Here is a 21,685-nt window from a genome sequence, read left to right as displayed (position 1 = left end):
CAAGGGCCGGGTGCGACGACCGTCGAGGGAGCCAGGCGCTCTCTTCGTCGTTGTGCAGGGGAGCCGTGAGAGTTGGAGCCCGATTGCGTCCCTTCGCCGAATTGCTGGACCGCCTGTCGCTGACGACCTCGCGCAACGCCAAGCTGGTGTTGCTGCGCGACTATCTGAAGGCGACGCCCGACCCTGATCGCGGCTGGGCCTTGGCGGCCCTGACCGGCGAGTTGAGCTTCACGGCCGCCAAGCCGGCCATGATCCGCAAGGCCGTCGAGGCCCGGGTCGATCCCATCCTGTTCGGCTGGTCCTATGACTATGTGGGCGATCTGGCCGAGACGACCGCGCTGATCTGGCCGCGTGACCCCTCGCATCGCGCCAATCGGGAGCCAGATCTGGGCGAGGTGGTCGATGCCCTGCTTCGCGCCAACCGCGTCGACGCGCCCGTCCTGATCGAGGGCTGGCTGGATGCGCTGGAGCCCAAGGGGCGGTGGGCGTTGCTGAAGCTGGTGACGGGAGGGCTCCGGGTCGGCCTATCCGCGCGTCTGGCCCGCACCGCCGTGGCGATGATGCGGCCGGCCGCCCTGACGGACCCGCCGAGCCCGCAAGGGCATGAGGCGGTCGAGCGCCTGCCGCCGATCACCGTCAGCGATGTCGAGGAGATATGGCATGCGCTGCAGCCCCCCTATCAGGATCTGTTCGCCTGGGTCGAAGGGCGGGCGGAGCAGCCCAGCGCGAACGCGCCCGGCCGGTTTCGTCCCGTCATGCTGGCTACGGCCCTCGACGAAGGGCTGGATTTGCCGCGCCTGGACCCGGCGGACTTCCTCGCCGAGTGGAAGTGGGACGGCATCCGGGTGCAGGCCGTACGCGAAGGCGGGCAGACACGCCTCTATTCTCGCACGGGCGATGAGATATCGTCCGCCTTTCCGGATGTAACGGCGGATCTGGCCTTCGAGGGGGCTGTCGATGGCGAGCTTCTGGTCATACGCGACGGGGTGGTGGCGCCGTTCGGGGATCTGCAGCAGCGGCTGAATCGCAAGACGGCGAGCGCCAGGCTGATGCAGGACTATCCCGCGTCGATCCTGGCCTATGATCTTCTGTCCGATGGAGAAGAAGACCTGCGCGGCCTGCCCCTGATCGAGCGGAGGGCGCGACTGGAACGCCTGGCGGGGGAACATGGCGGGCAGCGCCTGGGGCTGTCGCCGCTGTTGACGCATGAGACCTGGGACGATCTCGCCGCTCTGCGCGCTGAGCCGCCGGTCGGGGCCGCCGCGGAGGGGCTGATGCTCAAGCGCCGCGACAGCCTGTATGTTGCAGGGCGTCCCAAGGGGCCCTGGTTCAAGTGGAAGCGCGACCCGCACGTCATCGACGCCGTGCTGATGTACGCCCAGCGAGGGCACGGAAAACGCTCGGGATTCTATTCCGACTACACCTTCGGCGTCTGGACCGATGAGGGCGCGCTGACGCCGGTCGGCAAGGCCTACTTCGGCTTCACCGATGAAGAGCTGAAGCAGTTGGACAAGTTCGTGCGTGATCATACGACGGACCGGTTCGGGCCGGTCCGCGCGGTCCGCGCCGAGCGCGATTTCGGTCTGGTGCTGGAGATCGCTTTCGAGGGACTGCAGCGTTCGACGCGTCACAAGTCGGGCGTGGCCATGCGTTTTCCGCGCGTCAGCCGCATCCGCTGGGACAAGCCCGCGCGTGAGGCCGACAGCCTCGATTCCGTCCTCGACCTGCTGGATGCGATCGAGCGAGGCGGCGGGCGAGTCAGCGCCGGCGAAAAAGCTTGAGCGGCGGGGCTTCCAATCGGCTGTACGTGCGTTAGACCCGGTTCATGCTCACGAAGTTTCAGCATAGTTCTGCCGCGTTCGCCGAGCCTCTGGCTCAGGCTGTGGCCGCCGGCGAGCAGAGGTTGAGCATCGACGCCGCCATCCTGGCCAAGGCCATGGATATGCTGGGCGATTTCGCCATCAACCTGACGGTGGCGGCCATCATTTTCGTCCTGACTCTCATCGCCGCGCGATGGGCCTCGGGCGCGGCGCGTAAGATTCTGGGCCGGACGCGGCTGGTGCGGCGCGATCCCACGGTGCTGGCCTTCATGGTGCAGATCGTGCGGGTGGTGGTCATCATCATCGGCATGATCGCCGTGCTGCAGCGCCTGGGCGTGCAGACGACTTCCATCATCGCCGTGCTGGGCGCCGCCTCCCTGGCCGTCGGTCTGGCGCTGCAGGGGACGTTGTCGAATGTGGCGGCGGGCGTGATGCTTCTGATTCTGCGTCCCTATCGCGTGGGCGAGGCCATCGACGTAGGCGGCGCCTCCGGGACGGTGCAGAAGCTGGACCTGTTCACCACCCAGCTGACGAACGCCAACAACCACAAGATCGTCATTCCGAACTCCAAGGTGCTGAGCGACGTGATCGTCAATCTGACGGGACAACGCACGCGCCGCATCGAGATCAAGTTCACCGTCGGCTACGGCGACAATCTGAAGGACGCCTGCGCGGTGCTGGCTTCGGTCGCGCGGGTCAACGACAGGGTGTTGCAGGAGCCTGCGCCGTGGACGGGCGTGACAGGGCTGTTGGACAGCGCGGTCCAGATCACCCTGCATGCCTGGGTGAACAACGACGACTGGTGGCAGACACAGGCGGATCTGATGCAGGCGGGCAAGGAAGCCCTGGACGAGGCCGGCATCGAGATTCCTTTCCCGCACCAGGTCGAGGTGCCGGCAAGGGACGCCAAGTTCGCGCGGGTCGTCATGGCCCCTGTTCAGAGTGATGTGGCGCCCGACGGAACGTCGGCCCAAGGGGGAGAATGAGCCGTGCGTTTTGATTTCGGTTCCGACAATACGGCGGGCATGGCGCCCTCGGCGCTTCAGGCCCTGGTCGCCGCCAACGCGGGGTTCGCGCGGGCCTACGGGGCTGATGATACATCGGCGCGCGCCGCCGATCTGATCCGTCAGACCCTGGATGCGGACGCTGAGGTGCGTTTCGTCTTCAGCGGCACGGCGGCGAACGCCATCGGCCTGTCGATGCTGGCGCGCCCCTATGAGGCGGTTCTGGCGCATCACGCGGCCCACGTCTGCACGGACGAGACGGGCGCGCCCGGCTTCTTCGGCCAGGGCGTCGGCCTGATCGGCCTGCCGGGCTATTCGGGCAAGATCGACGTAGCCGCCCTGTACGCTGCTCTGGAAGAGCCGGTCGTGGGCCATCGTCAGCCGGCGGCCGCGCTCAGCCTGACCCAGGCGACGGAATACGGCGCCGTCTATTCCGAGGAAGAGTTGCGCCACCTGATCGAGCCGTCCAAACGGGCGGGCTTGGGCGTTCACATGGACGGAGCGCGGCTGGCCAACGCCGTGGCCGCGGGCTTCGACCCCAAGGACATTCCGCGCCTGGGCGTCGATGTGCTGTCGTTCGGCGGGGCCAAGGCCGGAGCGCATTGCGTGGAAGCCCTGGTGATCTTCGACAAGGCGATGACGCGGCGGATCGACAACCGGCTGAAGCAGGCCGGCCAGACGGCGTCCAAGGGGCGGTTGCTGGCCGCGCCCCTGCTGGGGCTACTGGAGTCGGGCGACTGGCTGGCGGGCGCCGCTCACGCCAATCTGATGGCTCAGCGCCTTGCGGACGGCATCGAGGCGAAGACGCCCTTCGTGCTGGCTCACCCGGTGGAGTCCAACACCGTGTTCGTGCGGATGCACGATGAAGCCCATGAGCAGCTGAATGCGGCGGGCTGGGCCTGCTATCAGTTCGATGACGGTTCGGTGCGGTTCGTCTGTTCCTGGGCGACGGACGAGGCGTCGGTGGACGCCCTGATCGACGCCGTGGCGAGCCTGAACTGACGTGGCGAGCGCGTTTCGCCTCGGAGGCGTGATGGCGGCGAGGCGTGGCGATGCGTGGTGAGCGCTCGGGAAGACGCGGCGATGTCGCGGCCAAGGCGATGAACGCCGGCGTCGACGCCTCTCAGCAAGAGGCGCCGCCTACGTTCGAGGCGCTGAAAAACCTGATCGGCGTCGTGGCGCGTTCGGGTGCGCCGCAACTGCCCTGGCGGGTGGCCGGCGCGATCCTGCTGACCCTGGCGGGCAAGGGGCTGGGGGTCCTGGCTCCGCTGGTTCTGGGGGCGGCGGTCAACCATCTGGCGGCGGACCAGGGACCGGCGGCGTCCGTAGGCCTGGGCTTCGCTGCCTTCGCCGTGGGTTGGGCGCTGGTCCGCTTCCTGTCGGCGGCGACGCCGCAACTGTCGGATGTGGTGTTTGCTCCCGTGCGGGCGGCCGCCCAGCGCAAGACGGCGGCCGAGACCTTCGCCCACGCGCTCAGCCTGTCGCTGGACTTCCACCAGACTAAGCGGTCCGGCGCCTTGTCTCGGGTGATGGACCGGGGTTCGCGGGCGGTGGACTTCCTGCTGCGCATCCTGATGTTCAACCTGGGGCCGACGGTGCTGGAACTGGTGCTGGCGGCGGCGGTGCTGGGCGGCAAGTACGACTGGCGTTTCGGCGCGGTCGCCGTGGCCGTGGTGCTGGTCTATGCGGCCACGACCTTCGCCATGGCCAACTGGCGGCTGGAGCACCGGCGCGCCATGAACGCCGCCGACAGCGAGGCGGCCGGCCTGTCGGTCGACGCCCTGCTGAACTATGAAACCGTCAAATCGTTCGGGGCCGAGGGCCGTGCGGCCGAGGCGTATGACCAGTCGTTGGCGACCTATGTTCAGGCGTCGTTGAAGGCCAACACCTCCCTGGCCGCCTTGAACCTGATCCAGGGCCTGATCATGAACCTGGGCCTAGGCGTCATGGCGGTCATGGCCGGGTTCGAAGCGGCGGCCGGGCGCATGGGGCCGGGCGATGTGACGGCGGCCGTGCTGATCATGATCTCCCTCTATGCGCCGCTGAACATCCTGGGCTTCGCCTATCGAGAAATCCGACAGTCCTTCATCGACATGGAGGAGATGCTTAAGGTCACGCGTCAAGCGCCGCAGGTGGCGGATGCGCCCGACGCCATCGATCTGCCGCGACCTGAAAGCGGCTGCGGGGCGGAGATCGTTTTCGATCATGTCGGTTTCCGGCATGACGCACGGGCGGCGGGTCTGGACGACGTCAGCTTCGTCACGCCGGCGGGCACCACCACGGCCCTGGTAGGACCGTCCGGCGCGGGCAAGTCGACGATCGTCAAGCTGGCCCTGCGGTTGCTGGATCCGCAGGACGGGCGCGTGCTGATCGATGGGCGGGACGCGCGCAGTCTGACACAGGCGTCGCTACGGGCCGCCGTGGCCCTGGTGCCGCAGGACGTGGCCCTTTTCAACGACACCATCGCCGCCAACATCGCCTTCGCACGCCCTGATGCGAACGAGGCGGCGATCTGGGCGGCGGCCGAAGCAGCGGAACTGGCGGACTTCATCCGTAACCTGCCCGAGGGCATGGACACGCGCGTCGGCGAGCGGGGGCTGAAGCTGTCGGGCGGCGAGCGACAGCGCGTCGGAATCGCCCGCGCCCTGCTGGCGGACCCCTGCATCCTGATCCTGGACGAGGCGACCAGCGCGCTCGACAGCCGCACCGAGGCCGCCATCCAGAAGACGCTTCGCCGCGCCCGCACGGGCCGCACCACCCTGGTGGTGGCGCACCGGTTGTCTACCGTGGCCGACGCCGATCAGATTCTGGTGCTGAAGGCGGGCCGGATCGTCGAGCGCGGCGCCCATCATGAGCTGGTGGCGCGTCAGGGCGGGGAATATGCGGCTCTGTGGCGCAAGCAGACGCGCGGGGCGAAGACCCAGGCGAATTAACGGGGGATTTTACTCTGCCTCGGTAGTGATATCGAAAGGCAAAGGTATCCCGTGGAGCTCGGAAAAGGTTTTCCCAAAAGAAGGATTATAAGTTCGAGCTTCCTCTAACTCTATGCATGGAATTTGAAAGCGTCGATTATGTTTTCGACCAAATGCATCGACTATTCTGACGATAATTTTGGTCTTTCCATCTTTTTTAGCTGGCTGGCAGCCTCCGTAAGATTCGCCTTGCTCGAAATATATCACGCCGTTGGTTGTCTGTCCGATGTCAAGATAAGTGTTTGCAGACGTGCCTGATAGGTTGTTTAGCTGAAAGAGGAAAGGATACACTTTCACGTTGTCACCTATTGCGACTTGAAAGTCTTCCAGAGCGGCAGCTTGGTCTGTTAGCCAGAACCAGCCGATCGTGTTGCGCCACCAGAGGTTCGTCAGGGGTTTCATTGGCCAGTGATAGGCTAGGTGAACCGATTCTATGGCAGAGGCCGCTGAGCCAGCGTTGCTGATGTGTAAGTAGAGGGCGATACCGGTGCGATGGGTTGCATAACCGTGGTGCATGCCTCCCGTGGGGTATGTGCAACTGAAAGTGGGGCCGGGCAGAAGGCGAATTCGGAAACGTGGTTTTCTGCGCAGAGCGGCGAAAATGCCTGACCATCACCCTAAGAGCAGAGTGGCGACGAAGATCAGAATGCTAACTAAGCCGGCATTCTCATTGCTCCAGAATGCGGCGGCCGACACAAAATTGTCAGTCATTATTTTCATGTGCGTTATTCGCTACGCGCTAGTCGGAACGACGGCACTTCATCTCGGGAGCGGGGGTGACGGTTCATCTATTGCGCCCGGAACCTTGGCCTTCAGCATGTCCTTAAGGCTGTCCAGCACCTTGGCGCGGGCGTCGACGGCTTCGGGCGGCAGGGTCAGCAGCAGGCGCAGCGCCTGGGCGTGGACAGTGACGACGCGCCAGTCGAATGGGCGGTCTTCGGGCGCGGCGTCGATCAGATCGCACAGATTGGCCGCCGCCGCGCACAGGTCGTTGAGCTCGAACGGCCCGGCCGCGTCGATCACGGCGCTGGCGTGGGCGTAGGCCTGGTCCAGCGCGCCTTCGTCGACGCCGGTCGGAACGGGCAGGGCGGCCAGGGCCGTGACCTGCTGCTCGATGATCTCGCGGCTGCGGCTCTCATACCGCGCCAGATTGGCGCGAGCCTCGGTCAAGGCGACGCCGACGCTGACGCCGCCAGGCTGATCGACCAGGGTCGACAGGCGGCTGCGGCGCCGATTGTGCGTGATGACCGTCATAGCTCTACCGCCGTGCGGCGTTCTTTTTCAAAGGCGGTTCTTCGACGTTCCTCGGCGCGACGTTCGGGGCCTGGCCAAGGCTCGTTTCGGAAGCGGCGGTCGGGGCCGAAATAGTCGCCCACCTCCAGGAAGGGACGATTGTCTCTCGACACCCAGACGATGCGTTCCAGCAGAACGCCGGCGCTGAACGGCTTGGTGATCAGGAAGTTGGCGCCGCAGTCGCGGGCGTCCGAAACCTTGGAGCGGCGTACGTGGGCCGCGGTCATGATGACCGGGCTGTAGGCGTTCGGATCCAGCCCCGAGCGGCGCAGCCAGCGCACGAACTCATACCCGCTCATGCCCGGCATCTCGCAGTCGACCAGGATGAGGTCGACCGGATGGTTCTGCAGGATGGCGATGGCCCCGGCCGCGCTTTCGCAGGCGTGACGGACCTTCATGCCGAAACCGAGCAGGGCCTGGGCGGTCAGCTCCAGCGAAAACGGCGAATCGTCGATGACCATGGTCACCGCGCCGTCGAAGTTGAACACCGCGCTTTCGCGCAGGGATTCGCCGACCCCGTTCATGCTGCGCATGGAGGCCTGCCGAGGGTTGAGGAAGGAAACAGACCGAATCGCATGGCGTCAGTTTCGGCGGCGCTGCGACGCCGCGCAATCGCGATCAGCCCTCGATCAACCCAGGCGGCCGATGGCGTAGAAGCGGTCGGCGCGCTGCTTCTTCAGCTGTTCAGCCGACAGGCCGGACATGGCCTTCAGCTCTTCTTCCAGAACCTGACCGACGTTCTGGATGGCCTTTTCACGATCGGCGTGGGCGCCGCCCAGGGGCTCGGGGATCACGCGATCGACGATCTTCAGCTCGATCAGGTCGGGCGCGGTGATCTTCATGGCGTTGGCGGCGTCCTTGGCCCGCGTGCCGTCGCGCCACAGGATGCCCGCCGCGCCTTCCGGCGAGATGACCGAATAGATGGAGTGCTCCAGCATCAGCACGCGGCTGGCCGCCGCGATGGCGATGGCGCCGCCCGAACCGCCTTCGCCCGTCACCGTGGCGATGGAGGGCACGCCCAGGGTCAGGCCGCGCTCGGTCGAGCGGGCTATGGCCTCGGCCTGGCCGCGCTCCTCGGCGCCCAGGCCCGGATAGGCGCCGGCGGTGTCGACGAAGGTCAGAACCGGCAGGCCGAACTGCTCGGCCATGTCCATCAGGCGGGCGGCCTTGCGATAGCCCTCGGGGCGAGCCATGCCGAAGTTGTGGGTGATGCGGGTCTGGGTGTCGTGGCCCTTTTCATGGCCCATGATCACGACCGGCTGGCCGCGGAAGCGCGCCAGACCGCCTAGGATGGCCTGGTCGTCGCCGAACTGACGATCGCCGTGCAGCTCCACGAAGTCGGTGAACAGGCCGTCGACGTAGTCTACGAAGTGCGGACGCTGCGGGTGACGCGCGACCTGGGTGCGCATCCACGGGTCCAGGTTGGCGTAGGCCTTGGTGCGCATGGCGTCGGCCTTCTTGCGCAGGGCGGCGATCTCGGTCTCGAACGATCCGCTGGTCGGCGCCAGCAGCGACAGCTCGGCGATCTTGGCGTCCAGTTCGGCGATCGGCTTTTCGAATTCGAGATAGTGCGTGGCCATAAGGCGTCCGTAGAGGAGGAAGCGCCGATGGCGCTACGGAAAGCGGCGGAACCTAGAGCGGGGAACGTTCCGGAGCAAGCGCGGGTTCAGAAGGCTTTGGGCAGGCCTGCCTGTTTGAGGACGGTGTTGGCGGTGTGTCGGCTTTTGGAGCGCGGTACGATGACGGCGTGCGCGACATCGGGATGACGCCATTTTTCATGACTGCCTTTGGCATTGTTCATGCGCCGCCAGCCTGCGGCGTAAAGTAGGGCGGTGAGTTCTGGATAGAAATCCTTGGGCATGACGTCAGATCATCGCTGGGAGCGCGATTGAGCAACGCACGGCATGTGCAATCACGCCGCCAGCACCTCGAAACCGCCTGACGCTTCGAAACGGATGGGTACGGGACCGTGGATGTCGAGATTCTCAGCCAAGAGTTCCGAGGCGAACTGACGCGCCAGGCTTTCGAACTCGGCCAAGGTCGCGGTTTCTATGACGAGGCCTGGAATGTCGGATTCGCTGCACCAGACCTCGACTTCGGGGTCCCAGATCGCCTTGACGTAGAAGGTGCGCGCCATATCGGGAGTATGGGGGCTTAGTCGTCCTTCGCCAAGGGGTGGTTGGCGTGGACCACCTGGGACAGGCGATCCGTGGCGACGTGGGTGTAGATCTGGGTGGTCGAGATGTCGGCGTGGCCCAACAGGGTCTGCACCACGCGCAGGTCGGCGCCGCCTTCCAGCAGATGGGTGGCGAAAGCGTGACGCAGGACGTGGGGGCTGACGCGGGCCGGGTCGACTCCCGCTGTGATCGCCGCCTGATCCAGAAGCTGGGCGAACCGCCGCGGCGTCAGATGGCCGCTCTTTCCGTGCGAAGGAAACAGCCAGACGCTGTCCGGCGCATTCGGCTTTCGCGCGGCGTCGCGGGCGTCGAGCCAGACCTTAATCGCCTCGCGTGCGGCGGAGTTCAGCGGGGCCAGCCGCTCCTTGCCGCCCTTGCCGCGCACGATCAGATAGGCGGGGTCGCGGCGCACCGCCTCGACCCTGAGCGCCAGCAGTTCCGACACCCGCAGGCCCGAGGCGTAGGCCATCTCGACCAGGGCGATCAGGCGCAGCCCCGCTGTGCTGTCGGCCGCGCCGGCGGCGGTCAGCAGGGCCTCGATCTCGTCGCGGCCGAGGGTCTTGGGCAGGCTGCGGCCCTGTTTGGGCGCATCCAGGCGGCGGGAGGGCTCGTCGGCGCGCCAACCCTCGCCCAGGGCGAAACGATAGAACTGGCGTACGGAGGCGCGGCGTCGCGCGGCCGTGGCGGCGGACAGTCCGCGTCGCGACAGATCGGCGAACCAGGCCTCAAGAGCTTCCTGCGGCGCGCTCATCAGGCCGCCGGCGTCGCCCAGCCAGGTCTCTGCGTCCGCCAGATCGCGACCATAGGCGGCCAGCGTATGGGGCGAGGCGTCGCGCTCCACCGCCATCATCTCCAGGAAGGCTTCGATCTGCGGGGTCATGCGGCGTCAGGTCGTCTCTTCTGGCCAATCGTTGCTTGTGGGATGTGGAGCAGGGCGGCGTCTGGTGTAGAGGGTATACGGACCATGCCTTCCGACGCCTCGCCTGATTCCTTCCCGCTGTCTTCGGTCCGCACCATAGCTCTGGTGGGGCTGATGGGCGTCGGGAAATCGACTGTGGGGCGCCGTCTGGCCGCGCGGCTGGGCTTGCCGTTCGCCGACGGCGATCAGGTGATCGAGGAAGCGGCGGGCATGACCGTCAACGAAATCTTCGCCACGCGCGGCGAGGCGGAGTTCCGTGCGGGCGAGGCGCGGGTCATGAAACGCCTGCTGGAAGGGTCGCCGATCGTGCTGGCGACCGGGGGCGGGGCTGTGCTGAACGCCGACACCCGCGCCCTGATGAAGCAGCACGCCGTCAGCGTCTGGATGCGGGCCGATCTGAAAGTGATCGCCGAGCGGGTGGGGCGGCGCGATACCCGGCCGCTGCTGCGCAATCGCGATCCTCTGACGGCCCTGAACGACTTGGCCAAGGCGCGCTATCCCATCTACAGCGAGGCCGATCTGACCGTCGATGTGGGCGGCGGATCGCACGCTCAGGCTGTCGAGGCCATCCTGAAACAGTTGCGCCGGTTCGGACGGCAGGAGACCCAGTCATGACCACGACGATCCCGGTCGCGGGCGGCGCCTTCGCCCCCTATGAGGTGGTCGTCGGGCGCGGCCTGCTGAAGGCGGCGGGGGCTGAGGTCGCGGCGCTGAAGCCGACGCGCGCCTTTATCGTCAGCGACGAGACGGTGGCGGCGATTCACGGCGAGACGGTGCGCGCCTCTCTGGCGGCGGCGGGCCTGGCGACGGGGATCGTCACCGTTCCTGCGGGTGAAGCGTCCAAGTCGTTCGAACAGCTTGAGGCCGTTCTGGACCGGCTGCTGGCCAAGGGGCTGGACCGCAAGAGCATGGTGGTCGCCCTGGGCGGCGGCGTGGTGGGCGACCTGGCGGGTCTGGCGGCGGCCCTGTTCATGCGCGGCGTCGACTTCGTGCAGATTCCGACCACCCTGCTGGCTCAGGTGGATTCCTCGGTCGGCGGCAAGACGGCGATCGACACCCCGCGCGGCAAGAACCTGATCGGCGCCTTCCACCAGCCGCGCCGGGTGCTGGCGGACATCGAGGCCCTGGCCACCCTGCCGGTGCGGCAGGTGCGTTCGGGCTGGGCCGAGGTGCTGAAACACGGGCTGATCTGCGACGCGGCCTTCTTCGACTGGCTGGGCAATGAAGGTGCGGCGGGCGCGCAGGGCGATCCCGACGCGCTGGAGCGGGCGGTGATCCGCTCGGTCGAGATCAAGGCCCGGATCGTCGGCGAGGATGAGAAGGAGGCGGGCCGTCGCGCCCTGCTGAACCTCGGCCACACCTTCGGCCATGCGCTGGAAGCAGAGCTGGCGTTTGACGAGACCCTGACTCACGGCGAGGCGGTGGCGCTGGGCTGCGCCATGGCCTTCCGCTATTCGGCGCGCCAGGGGCTGTGTCCGGCGGCCGAGGCCGAGCGGGCTGAAGCGGGTATTCGCGCGGCGGGCCTGCCGACGCGATTGTCGGATGTGGAGCACGGTTTCGCCGCCGACGCCCTGATCGCCCGCATGGCGGGGGACAAGAAGGCCGAGGGCAGGCGTCTGACCCTGATCCTGGCGCGGGCGGTGGGCGACGCCTTCACCGACAAGAACGTCGACGCCGAGACGATGCGCGCCTTCCTGATCGAGGAAGGCGCGGCGTGAAGCTGTCGCCGATCGTTCTGGAAGACGCCTTCGTGCGGCTGGAGCCGTTCAGCGAGGCGTTGAAGGAAGAGGCGAGGGCGGCGCTGGATTGCGACGCGGACGCCTGGAACGGCATGGTCGCCGCCGCCTATGGCGCGCATTTCGACGGCTGGTGGGACGCGGCTCTGAGGGCGATGGCGGCGGGTTCGCGCATCGCCTATGCAGTTCGGCGACGCAGCGACGGGGCGGTCGTCGGCACGACCAGCCTCTATGAGATCAGGCCCGAGCATCGGCGCTGCGAGGTCGGTTCGACCTTCTATCGGCCCGAGGCGCGGGGCGGGGCGATCAACCCGGCGTGCAAGCGACTGTTGCTGGACTACGCCTTCTCGAACGGGGCGATCCGGGTGGAGATCATCACCGACGCCCTGAACGCGGCCAGCCAGGCCGCCATCCGCAAGCTGGGCGCGACCTTTGAAGGCGTGCTGCGCAAGCATAAGATCACCTGGACGGGCCGGGCGCGGGATACGGCTCAGTTCGCCATACTGGACGAAGACTGGCCCGAGGTGCGGCAGCGACTCGACGATCGGCTGGGGAGACTCGCCTAGTCCACCGCCCGGCATTCGGTCGGTTCGCGGTCGGCGGCGGTCCAGGTGGCCATGACGCCCTTGCCGCGCAGTTCATAGCCCGAGGCGCGATACCAGATGCCGTCGGCGGCGCGCTCCTGATACAGGTCGACCGCCTCGCCGCTGGAGTTGCGCACAGTCGCCATCTGGCGCGGATTGTCGAAGTCGACCGACAGACGTTCGGAATTGTTACACAGGTAGACGGCGTGAACGACGCGGTTCAGGGCTCGGTCCTGAAGTTCGGCGCCGGTGCGTCGGCGCGCGGTTTGGGCCTCGACAGCGCGCTCGCGCACCTCTTCGCCATCTGTAGGGGCCTTGCGCGGTTCAGGGCCGCAGCCGGACAATAGAACCAGGACGGCGATGGCGGGCCAGAGGATACGGGTCGGCAAGGGAAGGCCCCTCTCAAGGTCAAGCTTGAAGGCTCAACGCCCTGCGTCGCCCGTCGTTCCTGTGCGGGATTTCCTGCGCGAGCGGAAGAAGCCGCGCAGCATGTCGGCCGCCGGATCGGCCAGGACGCCGCCCTCGGCCTGTGGTCGCCAGTGGCAGGTCGGTTGGTCGAAGAAACGCCCGCCGTTGATGACGGCGCCGCCCTTGGGATCATCCGCGCCCCAGACCACGCGGCCGATGCGAGCGTGGCTGATGGCGCCCGCGCACATGGCGCACGGCTCCAGCGTGACATAGAGGGTCAGGTCGGTAAGGCGATAATTCTGCAACTTCGCCGCCGCATCGCGCAGGGCGATGATCTCGGCATGGGCGGTCGGATCATGGGCCGTAATGGGGCCGTTTTGCCCACGCCCAAGGACTTCGCCGGTCGTTTCATCGACAATTACCGCGCCGACCGGCACCTCGCCGGCTTCAGCCGCCGCTTGCGCCAGATCGAGCGCCATGCTCATGAACCGCTCATCATGGATCGCCATCCCAAAGACAACGACAAGAAGCCCCGCTCCCGTCAAGACGACGGCGCGCGCGGTCCCCGCAATTTCGCCGACAAGGGCCCGCGAAAGCCCTTTGACAAGGACGGCAAGCCGGGCGGGAAGCCCCGCGACCGGGCCGAGGGTCGATCGGGCGGCAAGCCTGGGCCTGAAGCCAAGGCGCCGGAACGCACCGAACGAATCGCCAAGGCCATGGCTCGCGCGGGCATCGCCTCGCGTCGCGAGGTCGAACGGCTGATCGGTCTAGGCAAGGTGGCGGTGAACGGCCGCATCCTGGACACGCCCGCCGTGCTGGTGAAGCGCGACGACAAGATCACCGTCGACGGCAAGCCGATCGGGGCCGCACAGGCGACGCGCGTCTGGCGCTATCACAAGCCTGCGGGCCTGATCACCAGCCACAACGACCCGGCGGGCCGCCCGACCGTGTTCGACGCCCTGCCCAGCGGCCTGCCGCGCGTGATTTCCGTCGGCCGTCTCGATCTGGCGACCGAGGGCCTGCTGCTGCTGACCAACGACGGCGAACTCAGCCGGGCGCTGGAACTGCCGGACACGGCCCTGGTGCGCCAGTATCGCGCCCGGGCGCGCGGCCGCATCACCCAGGCGCAGCTGGACAAGCTGAAGGACGGCGTGGTCGTCGACGGCGTGCGCTACGGCCCCGTGGAAGCCACCATCGACAAGGCCAAGGAAAAGGCCGAGGGCGAGAAGTCCTCGGCGAACCTGTGGCTCAGCGTCCAGATCACCGAGGGCAAGAACCGCGAGGTTCGCAAGGTGCTGGAGAGCGTCGGTTTGACGGTCAACCGCCTGATCCGCCTGGCCTATGGTCCGTTCCAGCTCGGCACCCTGCCGGTCGGCGCGGTCGAGGAAGTCGGCCCGCGCGTGATCCGCGAGATGTTGGCTGATCATATCCGCCCCGAGAACCTGCCGACCGGCAACACGGTCGAGACGCCCGCGCCGGTTCCCGGCCGCCGCACCGGCACGCCGATCGTGCGCGGCAAGTCCGGCTCGGCCATGTCGGACCCTTCGCGCAAGCCCAGCCGTGTCCGCGCCGCCGAGACGGCTGCGGAAGAAGGCGCCGAGTTCGGCAAGCCCGCCCGCAAGGAGGGCTGGGCCAAGGCCAAGCCGAAATTCGAGCATTCCAAGACCTTCAAACCGCGCGCTCGTCCGGGCGAGGGTGAAGGAACGGAAGGAGGCGAGCGTCCGCGCCGCCCGCTCAAGCCGCGCGAACCGCGTGCGGACCAGTTCATCGACGACCGTCGCGGCCCGGCCAAGGGCGGTCGTCCAAGCGGGAAGCCTGGCAATAAGCCTTTCGGCCGCCCGAGCGGCGCCGGCGGGCGTTCCGATGCGCGTCCCAATGATCGCTTTGGCGAGCGCTCGGGCGACCGGCCCGGCGGTCCGCGCGGCGGCAAACCGTTTGGGGGCAAACCCTTCGGGGGCAAGCCTTCGGGCGGCGGCGGTCGCGGCGGCCCGCGCGGGCGCGGTTGATCCATGCGCATCGTAGCGGGCAGTCTGAAGGGACGCGCCATCGTCACGCCCGAAGGGCAGAACACGCGGCCGACGTCGGATCGGGCGCGTCAGGCGGTCTTCAACGTGCTGGAACACGCCTCCTGGGCGGATGGGCTGCATGAGGCGCGGGTGATCGACCTGTACGCCGGTTCGGGCGCGCTGGGGTTCGAGGCCCTGTCGCGCGGGGCGGCTTTCTGCCTGTTCGTGGACACGGACGACGGCGCGCGCGGCGCGATCCGTGAGAACATGGACGCCTATGGCCTGTTCGGCCGGTGCCGGGTGCATCGGCGCAGCGCGACTGATCTAGGACCGCGTCCCGGCTCGGCGGGGGAAGCCTTCACACTGGCCTTTCTGGACCCGCCCTATGCCAAAGGTCTGGGCGAGCAGACGCTGGCGCGGTTGCTGGAGGGCGGCTGGCTGGCGCCGGGCGCTGTCGTGGTGTTCGAGCGCGGCTCGGACGAGCCCGAGATCGACACGCCCGGCTATGAGCGGTTGGACGCGCGCGACTACGGCGCCGCGCGCGTCCTGTTCCTCAGGGCGTCAGAAGCCTCGGCCTGAGGTCCGGTTGTCGGCCCGGCTGCGCAGGCGGCCGAGGCCCTCGCGGTTGACGACATAGGGGCCGCCGTTGCGGGACTTGATGACGCCCTTGCGCTTCAGGCTGCGCCATTGATCCAGATTGCAGCCGTCCAGCACCCAGCCTTCGCGGGTGAAGCAGCGGGCGGCCAGGATGCGGCCCTGTTCGTCGCGTTCCAGCAGGATGCGACCGCCCTGGGCGAGGGCGTGGAGCGTGCGTTGCTCCGCACGTGACAGGTTCATGGGATTGAGATTTCCACGGCATGAGAAGACACGCGCCCGGCGCAAGGCGGCGCGGGGCGGGTTCAGGAGGCCTGGGACGATCAGCGTCCGGGCCTATGCCGTGGCTACAATCTCAAACATGGTTCGATCCCGTTGGGGGAAGAGGTGGGTTTCTAGCGCAGGACGAGGCGAACGGCTAGGTTTGTCGGCATGACCCTGCACCGCCGCACCTTCCTCGCCGTCGGCGCCGCCGTCACCGCAGCGCCCGTCGTATCCCGCGCCGAGACAGGCTGGACGCCCCGCGCCTCCATGCCCTGGCCGACGCAGGAGATCTATTGCGCCGCCCAGGACGGTTCGATCACGGTCGCGGGCGGCCTGGTGCGGTCGGCGGCGGGCGGGCTGCACATCAATGACCGGACGGCGATCTATGACGTGAAGGCGGATCGCTGGAGCGAAGGGCCGCGACTGCCGCAGTCGCGCCATCACCCGATGCTGGCGTCGGCGGCCGGGCGAATCTGGGCCTTCGGCGGCTACGACCGGCGCGACCGCGGCGAATGGACGGCCATGACGGACATCTGGGCCATCGACCGGGGCGTCTGGGCCCAGGTCGGCCAGATGCCGCAGCGTCTGTGCGAAACGGTCGGCCTGTCTGTGGGCGATCGGGTGCATTTGGTCACCGGCCGCTCGCCCAAGGGCGAGGCGAACGGTCAGTGGAACGACCAGGGCGATGTGACGACCCATCTGGTCTTCGACGCCGCCGCCAATCGCTGGGAAACGGCGCGTCCGGCGCCGATGGCTCGCAACAGTGCAGCCGGGGCGGTGCTCGACGGCAAGCTGTTCGTGGCGGGCGGCCGCACGGTGGACGGCGGCGGAACGGGGCGGCTGGACCGCTATGATCCCGACCGCGACCGCTGGGACACGCTGGCGCCGATCCCGGCCTCGCCCGCCACGGGACGGCAGGTCGGCGGCGGCCTGGCCATGGCCGAGGCGGGCGGCAGGTTGATCGCTTTCGGCGGCGAATGGTTCGAGGGGCGCGGGGGCGGGGTCTTCGCCGAGACCTGGATCTATGACCCGGCGCGCGACGCCTGGACGGCCGGTCCGGCCATGCGAACGCCGCGCCATGGCCTGGCGGCGGCCAGCGTGGACGGCGTGATCTACGCCATCGGCGGCGGAGAGGCGGCGTCGGGCGGCAAGGCCAGCGGCCTCGTCGAGACGCTCAGCCTCTAAGACGCTGGAACTCGGCGGCCAGGGCGCGGGCGCCGGCCGTGACGTCGGCCCAGGTGACGTCGAAACCGTCGTCTTCGCCGAAATAGGGGTCGGCCACGGCCTGACCGGCGCGGCCCTCGACGTGGTCCAGCAGCAGGCTCAATTCCGCCGTGGCGTCGGGCGGGGCGAGGCGGCGCAGGTTCGCCAGATTGTCGTGATCCATCGCCACCAGATGGGTGAAGCGACGGAAGTCGGCGGGCTTCACCTGGCGACCGCGCAGGGCCGAGATATCGACGCCGTTCTTCAGGGCGACCGCCCGGGCGCGCGGGTCGGGCGGAGCGCCGACATGCCAGCCGCCGGTTCCTGCGGAATCCGCGATGGCGTCCAGTTTCAGGCGATGCGCCTCTTCGCGGAAGGCCGCCTCGGCCAGCGGCGAGCGACAGATGTTGCCGAGACAGACGAAGAGGACGGAAGGGGTCATGCCCTCAAGTAGCGAAGCGGTAAGGCGACGAAAAGATCAGCGCCTCCCGAACAACTTCTCGAGGTCGTGCAGCTTCAGCTCCACATAGGTCGGGCGGCCATGGTTGCACTGGCCGGAGTGAGGCGTGGCCTCCATCTGGCGGAGCAGGGCGTTCATCTCGGGCGCCGACAGGACGCGGCCGGAACGGACCGAGCCGTGACAGGCCATGGTGCCGCAGACCTCGGCCATGCGTTCCTTGAGCGATAGGGCGGCGCCGTGTTCGGACAGGTCGTCGGCGATGTCGCGGATCAGGCCCTGAACGTCGGTGTCGCCCAGCAGAGCCGGGGTTTCGCGCACCAGCACCGCGCCCGCGCCGAACGCCTCGACAATCAGGCCCATTTCGGCCAGTTCATCGGCCTTGGCCGCGACGCGCTCGGCCTCGGCGGGGTCCAGTTCGACCACTTCGGGCGTCAGCAGGGCCTGACGGGTGACGGCACCGTCGGCCATCTGGGCCTTCATCCGCTCATAGACCAGCCGTTCGTGCGCGGCGTGCTGGTCGACGATGACGAGGCCGTCGCGGGTCTGGGCCACGATGTAGTTGGCATGAAGCTGGGCCCGCGCGGCGCCCAGCGGATAGTCGATCAGGTCGACCGGGGCAGGGGCGCCCGGCGTGATCTGGCCTGCGTGGTCGGCCTGAATTTCGCCCAGCGTGCGGTAGCTGGGGGCAGCGGCTCCGCCGCTCCATGTGTGTTCGACGCGGCCGGAGCGTTCGTTCAGGCCCGGCAGGTTCTGGGCGGCGGCGGCGGGCTGCGACCAGCCCTGCCAGCCGCTCCAGCCCGGTGCGGCGTTGCTGAACGATTGCGGCGCGGAAGGGCTGTAGAGCGCCTCGCCGGTGTGGGGGCGGAACCCTGACAGGGCGTCAGCGGCGACCGTGGTCGAGGCGCGGTGTCCCGCCGCGTGCAGGGCGTGGCGCAGGGCGCCGACGATCAGGCCGCGCACCAGGGCCGGGTCGCGGAAGCGCACCTCGGCCTTCGCCGGATGGACGTTCACGTCGACATACAGCGGGTCGATGTCGATGAAGAGGGCCGCCGCCGGGTGCCGGTCGCGCGCCAGGAAGTCGGCGTAGGCCCCGCGCAGGGCGCCCTGCAGCAGACGGTCGCGCACCGGGCGGCCGTTGACGAACAGGAACTGGTGCGCCGCATTGCCGCGCGAATAGGTCGGCAGGCCCGCATAGCCGGACAGGCGCACCCCGTCGCGCTCTTGATCGATCAGCAGGGCGTTGGCCTCGAAGTCACGGCCCAGCAGAGCGCCTAGGCGTTTCAGCCGCCCTTCGTCGCCGGGATGTTCGGCGGGCAGGCGCAGGGTCGTCTTGCCGTCCAGCGTCAGGGTGAAGGCGACGGCCTCGTGCGCCATGGCCTGGCGCTTGATCTCTTCGGAGATGGCCATGGCCTCGGCCCGCTCGGACTTCATGAACTTCAGCCGGGCAGGGGTGGCGTAGAACAGGTCGCGCACCTCGACCCGCGCCCCGTGCGGGCCGGGGAAGGCGGCGGGCGACAGGGGCCGCTGGGCGCCGCCCTCGACGGAAACGGCCCAGGCGTCGTTCTGCGACTCGCCCGCCTCCGCCCTGGCGCGGGTGGTGATGTTCAGCCGGGCGACCGAGCCGATGGAGGGCAGGGCCTCGCCCCGGAAGCCCAGGGTGAAGATGCGCAGCAGGTCCACGTCGCCTGCGTCGTCCGGCTCCAGCTTCGAGGTGGCGTGGCGTTCGATGGCGACGGGCAGTTCGTCGCGCGGGATGCCCTTGCCGTCGTCGGCGATCAGGATGCGGGTTAGGCCGCCGCCGTCCGCCTGAATCTCGATGCTGCGGGCGTCGGCGTCGATGGCGTTCTCGACCAGTTCCTTGATGGCGCTGGCCGGGCGTTCGACCACTTCGCCGGCGGCGATGCGGTTGACGGTTTCGGGGGGGAGGCGGCGGATGGTCATGTGAGTCGCGAGGATAGGCGCCGTCGCCGCCCGGCGCACCTCAATCCTTTTTTCGTGAGGCTCGAGGCGAAATTCGTGATCGAGGGCTTGAAGCGCGTGAATGGCAACATATACTGTTGCAGTCCGACGGCGAGGCCGGACGGACAATCGACCTGTTTCCGGACTGTCTGTCCAGTTTTCGTTTCACCCGTCTGACCGAGGTTTCCCTCCCATGAAGATCAAAGCCGCCCTGATCGCTGTTTCGGCCGCCGCCCTGCTGGCCGCCTGCAGCCAGCCCGCCGACACCGCCGGCGCCCCGATGACCGACGCCGCCTCGACCGCTCCGGTCGCGCTGAAGGCGACCTCGGGCGTCTATGTGATGGACCCGACCCACGCCTCGCTGCAGTGGTCGCTGCCGCACCTCGGCATCTCGAACTACACGGCGCGCTTCAACAAGTTCGACGCCAAGATCACGCTCGACACCGCCAACCTGGCCAACAGCACGGTTGAGGCGACCATCGACCCGGCCTCGGTCGACACCAACTATCCCGCCGATTATGTCGCAGCCTTCCCGACCAGCGGGTTCAAGAGCTTCAGCGAGGACATCGCCAAGAACAAGGCCTTCCTGAACGCCACGGCCTTCCCGCAGATCACCTTCAAGTCGACCAAGGTCGAGCTGACCGGCGCGCGCACCGCCAAGGTGACGGGCGACCTGACCTTCCTGGGCGTCACCAAGCCGGTGACCCTGGATGCGACCTTCAACGGCGATTTGGAACAACACCCCTTCGTGCCGGCGCCGGCCATCGGCTTCGCGGCTGAAGGCAAGATCAAGCGGACCGATTTCGGCATGCCGCTGGGCCCGGTCGGCGATGAGGTGACGATCCGCTTCGACGCCGAGTTCATCAAGGAAGTCGCCCCGGCCGCTCCGGCCGCCTGATCGGCGAAAGCACGACGAAGGGGCGGGGCCGTCGGTCCCGCCTTCTTCATGTTCAGACTGACGCGAGAGCTCTCATGACCCGCCGCCCCAGCCGCTACAGCGCCGTCGCCATCGCCTTGCACTGGCTGATCGCGGTCGCCATCCTGTCGATGATCCCGATGGGCTGGTGGATGAGCGACGCCATCGTCGAGCCGGACAGCCAGGCGCTGGCCTATCGCGTCTTCCAGATTCACAAGTCGATCGGCTTCCTGATCCTGGCGCTGACGGTGCTGCGGATCGTGTGGCGGTTGACGCACCCGGTTCCGGCCCTGCCGGGCGTCATGAAGGGGTGGGAGCAGTTCGCCGCGCGGGCGACGCACGCCGCCTTCTACGCCCTGATGCTGGCCCTGCCGCTGACGGGATGGATCTACGTCTCGACCGGCTGGGCCGTGGTCACGGACACGCCGCTGGCCGTGGCGACCAGTTGGTTCGGCCTGTTCACCATTCCGCACCTGCCTTTTATCGAGCACGCCTCCGAAGCCGCCCGTCGCACGACGGCCTGGATGGCCATGGGCGCGCACAGCAAGCTGGCCTGGGGCGCGATCGTGCTGGTCGCCCTGCACGTCGGGGCGGCGTTGAAGCACCAGTTCTTTGACCGTGACGGCGTGCTGTCGCACATGATCCCCGTCCTGCCGCATGGCGATGACGCGCATGGCGTCGCGCCCGAGCCGACCCCGGCCCTGCGCTGGGCCGAGCGGCTGGCGGGGGTGGCCTTCGTGGTTGTGATCGGCGTCGCCTTCGGTCTGGCCGCCAAGCCTGCGCCCAAGACGGAAGGGCAGGCGGTCGCCTCGGCCCCTGCCGTCGCGCCTGCGGCTGACGCGACGGTGACGCCGGGCACGGCCGCCGCCTGGACCGTGGACAAGGCCGCCTCGACGATCCAGTTCACCGGAACCCACACCGGCAAGGCCTTCACCGGCCGGTTCGAGCAGTGGGACGCGCAAGTCTGGTTCGACCCGGCCGATCTGGCGGGCTCGAAAGCCGTGGTGACGGTTCAGACCGGCACGGCCAGGACCGGCGACGCCACGCAGGAAGGCAGCCTGCCGGGCGCCGAATGGTTCGACACGTCGACCTATCCGACCGCCCGCTTCGAGGCGACGGCGTTCAAGGCGCTGGGCGGAAACCGCTATGAGGCGACCGGAACCCTGCGCATCAAGACGACGACGGTCCCGGTCGTCCTGCCCTTCACCTTCGACGAGGCGAACGGGACGGCGACGGTCGAGGGCAAGCTGGAGCTGGACCGCACGGCGCTGAACATGGGCATGATGTCCGACGCGGGCGGCGACTGGGTGTCCAAGGCCATCGGCGTCGAGATCAAGGTCAAGGCGACGCGTCAGGGTTAAGAAATCGGG

Annotated in this window: 24 protein-coding genes; 12 read left to right on the top strand and 12 right to left on the bottom strand. The window is 68.1% G+C overall.

What is annotated here, in order from left to right; translation table 11 throughout:
* Nucleotides 1–83: 83 nt before the first annotated feature.
* The 4 genes from V8J38_RS10685 to V8J38_RS10670 are packed head-to-tail and all read left to right on the top strand — an operon-like array spanning nt 84 to nt 5,757.
* Nucleotides 84–1,781, top strand: a complete 1,698-nt coding sequence (locus tag V8J38_RS10685; RefSeq protein WP_338575612.1) for a cisplatin damage response ATP-dependent DNA ligase — start codon at nt 84–86, stop codon at nt 1,779–1,781.
* A gap of 44 nt (nt 1,782–1,825) precedes the next feature.
* A complete protein-coding gene (locus tag V8J38_RS10680) occupies nt 1,826–2,806 on the top strand; it encodes a mechanosensitive ion channel family protein (protein ID WP_291782280.1) in 981 nt (326 codons plus the stop codon).
* 3 nt (nt 2,807–2,809) lie between these two features.
* Nucleotides 2,810–3,826, top strand: a complete 1,017-nt coding sequence (locus tag V8J38_RS10675) for a threonine aldolase family protein (RefSeq protein WP_312218341.1) — start codon at nt 2,810–2,812, stop codon at nt 3,824–3,826.
* Between the two features lie 50 nt (nt 3,827–3,876).
* Nucleotides 3,877–5,757, top strand: coding sequence for an ABCB family ABC transporter ATP-binding protein/permease (locus tag V8J38_RS10670; RefSeq protein WP_422388344.1), 1,881 nt, complete (start codon nt 3,877–3,879; stop codon nt 5,755–5,757).
* Between the two features lie 9 nt (nt 5,758–5,766).
* On the opposite strand, the gene V8J38_RS10665 is transcribed toward V8J38_RS10670, so the two are convergent.
* The 7 genes from V8J38_RS10665 to V8J38_RS10635 form a co-directional block, all read right to left on the bottom strand.
* Nucleotides 5,767–6,312 carry a hypothetical protein gene (locus V8J38_RS10665; protein ID WP_338575609.1) on the bottom strand — a complete coding sequence of 182 codons (546 nt, stop codon included), beginning with the start codon at nt 6,310–6,312 and terminating at the stop codon, nt 5,767–5,769.
* 243 nt (nt 6,313–6,555) lie between these two features.
* Nucleotides 6,556–7,050: a chemotaxis protein CheE gene (locus tag V8J38_RS10660; RefSeq protein WP_338575607.1), complete on the bottom strand. Its 495-nt coding sequence runs from the start codon at nt 7,048–7,050 to the stop codon at nt 6,556–6,558.
* On the bottom strand, nt 7,047–7,622 hold the full coding sequence (locus V8J38_RS10655) for a response regulator (protein ID WP_338575605.1): 576 nt from the start codon (nt 7,620–7,622) through the stop codon (nt 7,047–7,049). Before V8J38_RS10655 ends, V8J38_RS10660 begins: the two co-directional genes overlap by 4 nt.
* A gap of 96 nt (nt 7,623–7,718) precedes the next feature.
* Nucleotides 7,719–8,669, bottom strand: coding sequence for an acetyl-CoA carboxylase carboxyltransferase subunit alpha (locus V8J38_RS10650; RefSeq protein ID WP_338575604.1), 951 nt, complete (start codon nt 8,667–8,669; stop codon nt 7,719–7,721).
* 86 nt (nt 8,670–8,755) lie between these two features.
* Entirely contained in the window at nt 8,756–8,950 is a 195-nt protein-coding gene (locus V8J38_RS10645; RefSeq protein ID WP_338575602.1) for a type II toxin-antitoxin system HicA family toxin, read from the bottom strand.
* Between the two features lie 51 nt (nt 8,951–9,001).
* Entirely contained in the window at nt 9,002–9,226 is a 225-nt protein-coding gene (locus V8J38_RS10640; RefSeq protein WP_025977205.1) for a DUF1902 domain-containing protein, read from the bottom strand.
* Nucleotides 9,227–9,243: 17 nt separating this feature from the next.
* On the bottom strand, nt 9,244–10,146 hold the full coding sequence (locus tag V8J38_RS10635) for a site-specific tyrosine recombinase XerD (protein ID WP_338575598.1): 903 nt from the start codon (nt 10,144–10,146) through the stop codon (nt 9,244–9,246).
* A gap of 84 nt (nt 10,147–10,230) precedes the next feature.
* Here V8J38_RS10635 and V8J38_RS10630 point away from each other — a divergent pair, with 84 nt between their 5' ends.
* From V8J38_RS10630 to V8J38_RS10620, 3 genes are read left to right on the top strand one after another with little or no spacing between them, the layout of a single operon-like run.
* On the top strand, nt 10,231–10,800 hold the full coding sequence (locus V8J38_RS10630) for a shikimate kinase (protein ID WP_338575596.1): 570 nt from the start codon (nt 10,231–10,233) through the stop codon (nt 10,798–10,800).
* Nucleotides 10,797–11,903, top strand: coding sequence for a 3-dehydroquinate synthase (gene aroB, locus V8J38_RS10625; RefSeq protein ID WP_338575595.1), 1,107 nt, complete (start codon nt 10,797–10,799; stop codon nt 11,901–11,903). Before V8J38_RS10630 ends, aroB begins: the two co-directional genes overlap by 4 nt.
* The gene (locus tag V8J38_RS10620; protein WP_338575593.1) at nt 11,900–12,487 is read left to right on the top strand and encodes a GNAT family protein; all 588 of its coding nucleotides are present in this window, start codon (nt 11,900–11,902) and stop codon (nt 12,485–12,487) included. Before aroB ends, V8J38_RS10620 begins: the two co-directional genes overlap by 4 nt.
* Here V8J38_RS10620 and V8J38_RS10615 read toward each other — a convergent pair.
* Both V8J38_RS10615 and tadA read right to left on the bottom strand, forming a co-directional pair.
* Nucleotides 12,484–12,894 carry an MliC family protein gene (locus V8J38_RS10615; protein ID WP_338575592.1) on the bottom strand — a complete coding sequence of 137 codons (411 nt, stop codon included), beginning with the start codon at nt 12,892–12,894 and terminating at the stop codon, nt 12,484–12,486. The genes V8J38_RS10620 and V8J38_RS10615 overlap by 4 nt on opposite strands.
* A 33-nt stretch (nt 12,895–12,927) precedes the next feature.
* Complete coding sequence (tadA, locus tag V8J38_RS10610; protein WP_291782251.1) at nt 12,928–13,422, bottom strand: tRNA adenosine(34) deaminase TadA; 495 nt, start codon at nt 13,420–13,422, stop codon at nt 12,928–12,930.
* Between tadA and V8J38_RS10605 the strand changes: the two genes are divergently transcribed.
* Nucleotides 13,411–14,919 carry a pseudouridine synthase gene (locus V8J38_RS10605; RefSeq protein WP_338575590.1) on the top strand — a complete coding sequence of 503 codons (1,509 nt, stop codon included), beginning with the start codon at nt 13,411–13,413 and terminating at the stop codon, nt 14,917–14,919. The two genes, tadA and V8J38_RS10605, sit on opposite strands and share 12 nt — an antisense overlap.
* A gap of 3 nt (nt 14,920–14,922) precedes the next feature.
* Nucleotides 14,923–15,498 (top strand): 16S rRNA (guanine(966)-N(2))-methyltransferase RsmD, encoded by a 576-nt coding sequence (rsmD, locus tag V8J38_RS10600; RefSeq protein ID WP_291782245.1) that lies wholly within the window; start codon nt 14,923–14,925, stop codon nt 15,496–15,498.
* On the opposite strand, the gene V8J38_RS10595 is transcribed toward rsmD, so the two are convergent.
* Nucleotides 15,481–15,756: a YjhX family toxin gene (locus tag V8J38_RS10595; protein ID WP_291782242.1), complete on the bottom strand. Its 276-nt coding sequence runs from the start codon at nt 15,754–15,756 to the stop codon at nt 15,481–15,483. The genes rsmD and V8J38_RS10595 overlap by 18 nt on opposite strands.
* A gap of 189 nt (nt 15,757–15,945) precedes the next feature.
* Here V8J38_RS10595 and V8J38_RS10590 point away from each other — a divergent pair, with 189 nt between their 5' ends.
* Nucleotides 15,946–16,962: a Kelch repeat-containing protein gene (locus V8J38_RS10590; RefSeq protein WP_338575588.1), complete on the top strand. Its 1,017-nt coding sequence runs from the start codon at nt 15,946–15,948 to the stop codon at nt 16,960–16,962.
* Here V8J38_RS10590 and V8J38_RS10585 read toward each other — a convergent pair.
* Both V8J38_RS10585 and mutL read right to left on the bottom strand, forming a co-directional pair.
* Complete coding sequence (locus V8J38_RS10585; RefSeq protein ID WP_291782237.1) at nt 16,952–17,422, bottom strand: low molecular weight protein-tyrosine-phosphatase; 471 nt, start codon at nt 17,420–17,422, stop codon at nt 16,952–16,954. The two genes, V8J38_RS10590 and V8J38_RS10585, sit on opposite strands and share 11 nt — an antisense overlap.
* A gap of 36 nt (nt 17,423–17,458) precedes the next feature.
* Nucleotides 17,459–19,381 (bottom strand): DNA mismatch repair endonuclease MutL, encoded by a 1,923-nt coding sequence (mutL, locus tag V8J38_RS10580; RefSeq protein ID WP_338575584.1) that lies wholly within the window; start codon nt 19,379–19,381, stop codon nt 17,459–17,461.
* A 211-nt stretch (nt 19,382–19,592) separates the two neighbouring features.
* Here mutL and V8J38_RS10575 point away from each other — a divergent pair, with 211 nt between their 5' ends.
* On the top strand, nt 19,593–20,297 hold the full coding sequence (locus tag V8J38_RS10575) for a YceI family protein (RefSeq protein ID WP_338575582.1): 705 nt from the start codon (nt 19,593–19,595) through the stop codon (nt 20,295–20,297).
* A gap of 74 nt (nt 20,298–20,371) precedes the next feature.
* Nucleotides 20,372–21,676 (top strand): YceI family protein, encoded by a 1,305-nt coding sequence (locus tag V8J38_RS10570; protein WP_338575580.1) that lies wholly within the window; start codon nt 20,372–20,374, stop codon nt 21,674–21,676.
* The last annotated feature ends 9 nt before the right edge of the window (nt 21,677–21,685 follow it).

It is taken from the genome of Brevundimonas olei (genome assembly GCF_037055245.1).
Taxonomy (GTDB): Bacteria; Pseudomonadota; Alphaproteobacteria; order Caulobacterales; family Caulobacteraceae; genus Brevundimonas; species Brevundimonas olei.
Note: the sequence above shows the minus strand (reverse complement) of the source record. Positions and strands in the feature narration are given on the sequence as shown.

Excerpts from the sequence above, each read along its gene's own strand:
- mutL (WP_338575584.1), bottom strand. The coding sequence starts at position 19,381 with ATGACCATCCGCCGCCTCCCCCCCGAAACCGTCAACCGCATCGCCGCC.
- V8J38_RS10590 (WP_338575588.1), top strand. The coding sequence starts at position 15,946 with ATGACCCTGCACCGCCGCACCTTCCTCGCCGTCGGCGCCGCCGTCACC.
- V8J38_RS10650 (WP_338575604.1), bottom strand. The coding sequence starts at position 8,669 with ATGGCCACGCACTATCTCGAATTCGAAAAGCCGATCGCCGAACTGGAC.
- V8J38_RS10680 (WP_291782280.1), top strand. The coding sequence starts at position 1,826 with ATGCTCACGAAGTTTCAGCATAGTTCTGCCGCGTTCGCCGAGCCTCTG.
- V8J38_RS10640 (WP_025977205.1), bottom strand. The coding sequence starts at position 9,226 with ATGGCGCGCACCTTCTACGTCAAGGCGATCTGGGACCCCGAAGTCGAG.
- V8J38_RS10655 (WP_338575605.1), bottom strand. The coding sequence starts at position 7,622 with ATGCGCAGCATGAACGGGGTCGGCGAATCCCTGCGCGAAAGCGCGGTG.
- V8J38_RS10575 (WP_338575582.1), top strand. The coding sequence starts at position 19,593 with ATGAAGATCAAAGCCGCCCTGATCGCTGTTTCGGCCGCCGCCCTGCTG.
- V8J38_RS10660 (WP_338575607.1), bottom strand. The coding sequence starts at position 7,050 with ATGACGGTCATCACGCACAATCGGCGCCGCAGCCGCCTGTCGACCCTG.
- V8J38_RS10630 (WP_338575596.1), top strand. The coding sequence starts at position 10,231 with ATGCCTTCCGACGCCTCGCCTGATTCCTTCCCGCTGTCTTCGGTCCGC.
- V8J38_RS10665 (WP_338575609.1), bottom strand. The coding sequence starts at position 6,312 with ATGCACCACGGTTATGCAACCCATCGCACCGGTATCGCCCTCTACTTA.
- tadA (WP_291782251.1), bottom strand. The coding sequence starts at position 13,422 with ATGGCGATCCATGATGAGCGGTTCATGAGCATGGCGCTCGATCTGGCG.
- V8J38_RS10595 (WP_291782242.1), bottom strand. The coding sequence starts at position 15,756 with ATGAACCTGTCACGTGCGGAGCAACGCACGCTCCACGCCCTCGCCCAG.
- V8J38_RS10605 (WP_338575590.1), top strand. The coding sequence starts at position 13,411 with ATGGATCGCCATCCCAAAGACAACGACAAGAAGCCCCGCTCCCGTCAA.
- V8J38_RS10635 (WP_338575598.1), bottom strand. The coding sequence starts at position 10,146 with ATGACCCCGCAGATCGAAGCCTTCCTGGAGATGATGGCGGTGGAGCGC.
- aroB (WP_338575595.1), top strand. The coding sequence starts at position 10,797 with ATGACCACGACGATCCCGGTCGCGGGCGGCGCCTTCGCCCCCTATGAG.
- V8J38_RS10570 (WP_338575580.1), top strand. The coding sequence starts at position 20,372 with ATGACCCGCCGCCCCAGCCGCTACAGCGCCGTCGCCATCGCCTTGCAC.
- rsmD (WP_291782245.1), top strand. The coding sequence starts at position 14,923 with ATGCGCATCGTAGCGGGCAGTCTGAAGGGACGCGCCATCGTCACGCCC.
- V8J38_RS10670 (WP_422388344.1), top strand. The coding sequence starts at position 3,877 with ATGCGTGGTGAGCGCTCGGGAAGACGCGGCGATGTCGCGGCCAAGGCG.
- V8J38_RS10585 (WP_291782237.1), bottom strand. The coding sequence starts at position 17,422 with ATGACCCCTTCCGTCCTCTTCGTCTGTCTCGGCAACATCTGTCGCTCG.
- V8J38_RS10645 (WP_338575602.1), bottom strand. The coding sequence starts at position 8,950 with ATGCCCAAGGATTTCTATCCAGAACTCACCGCCCTACTTTACGCCGCA.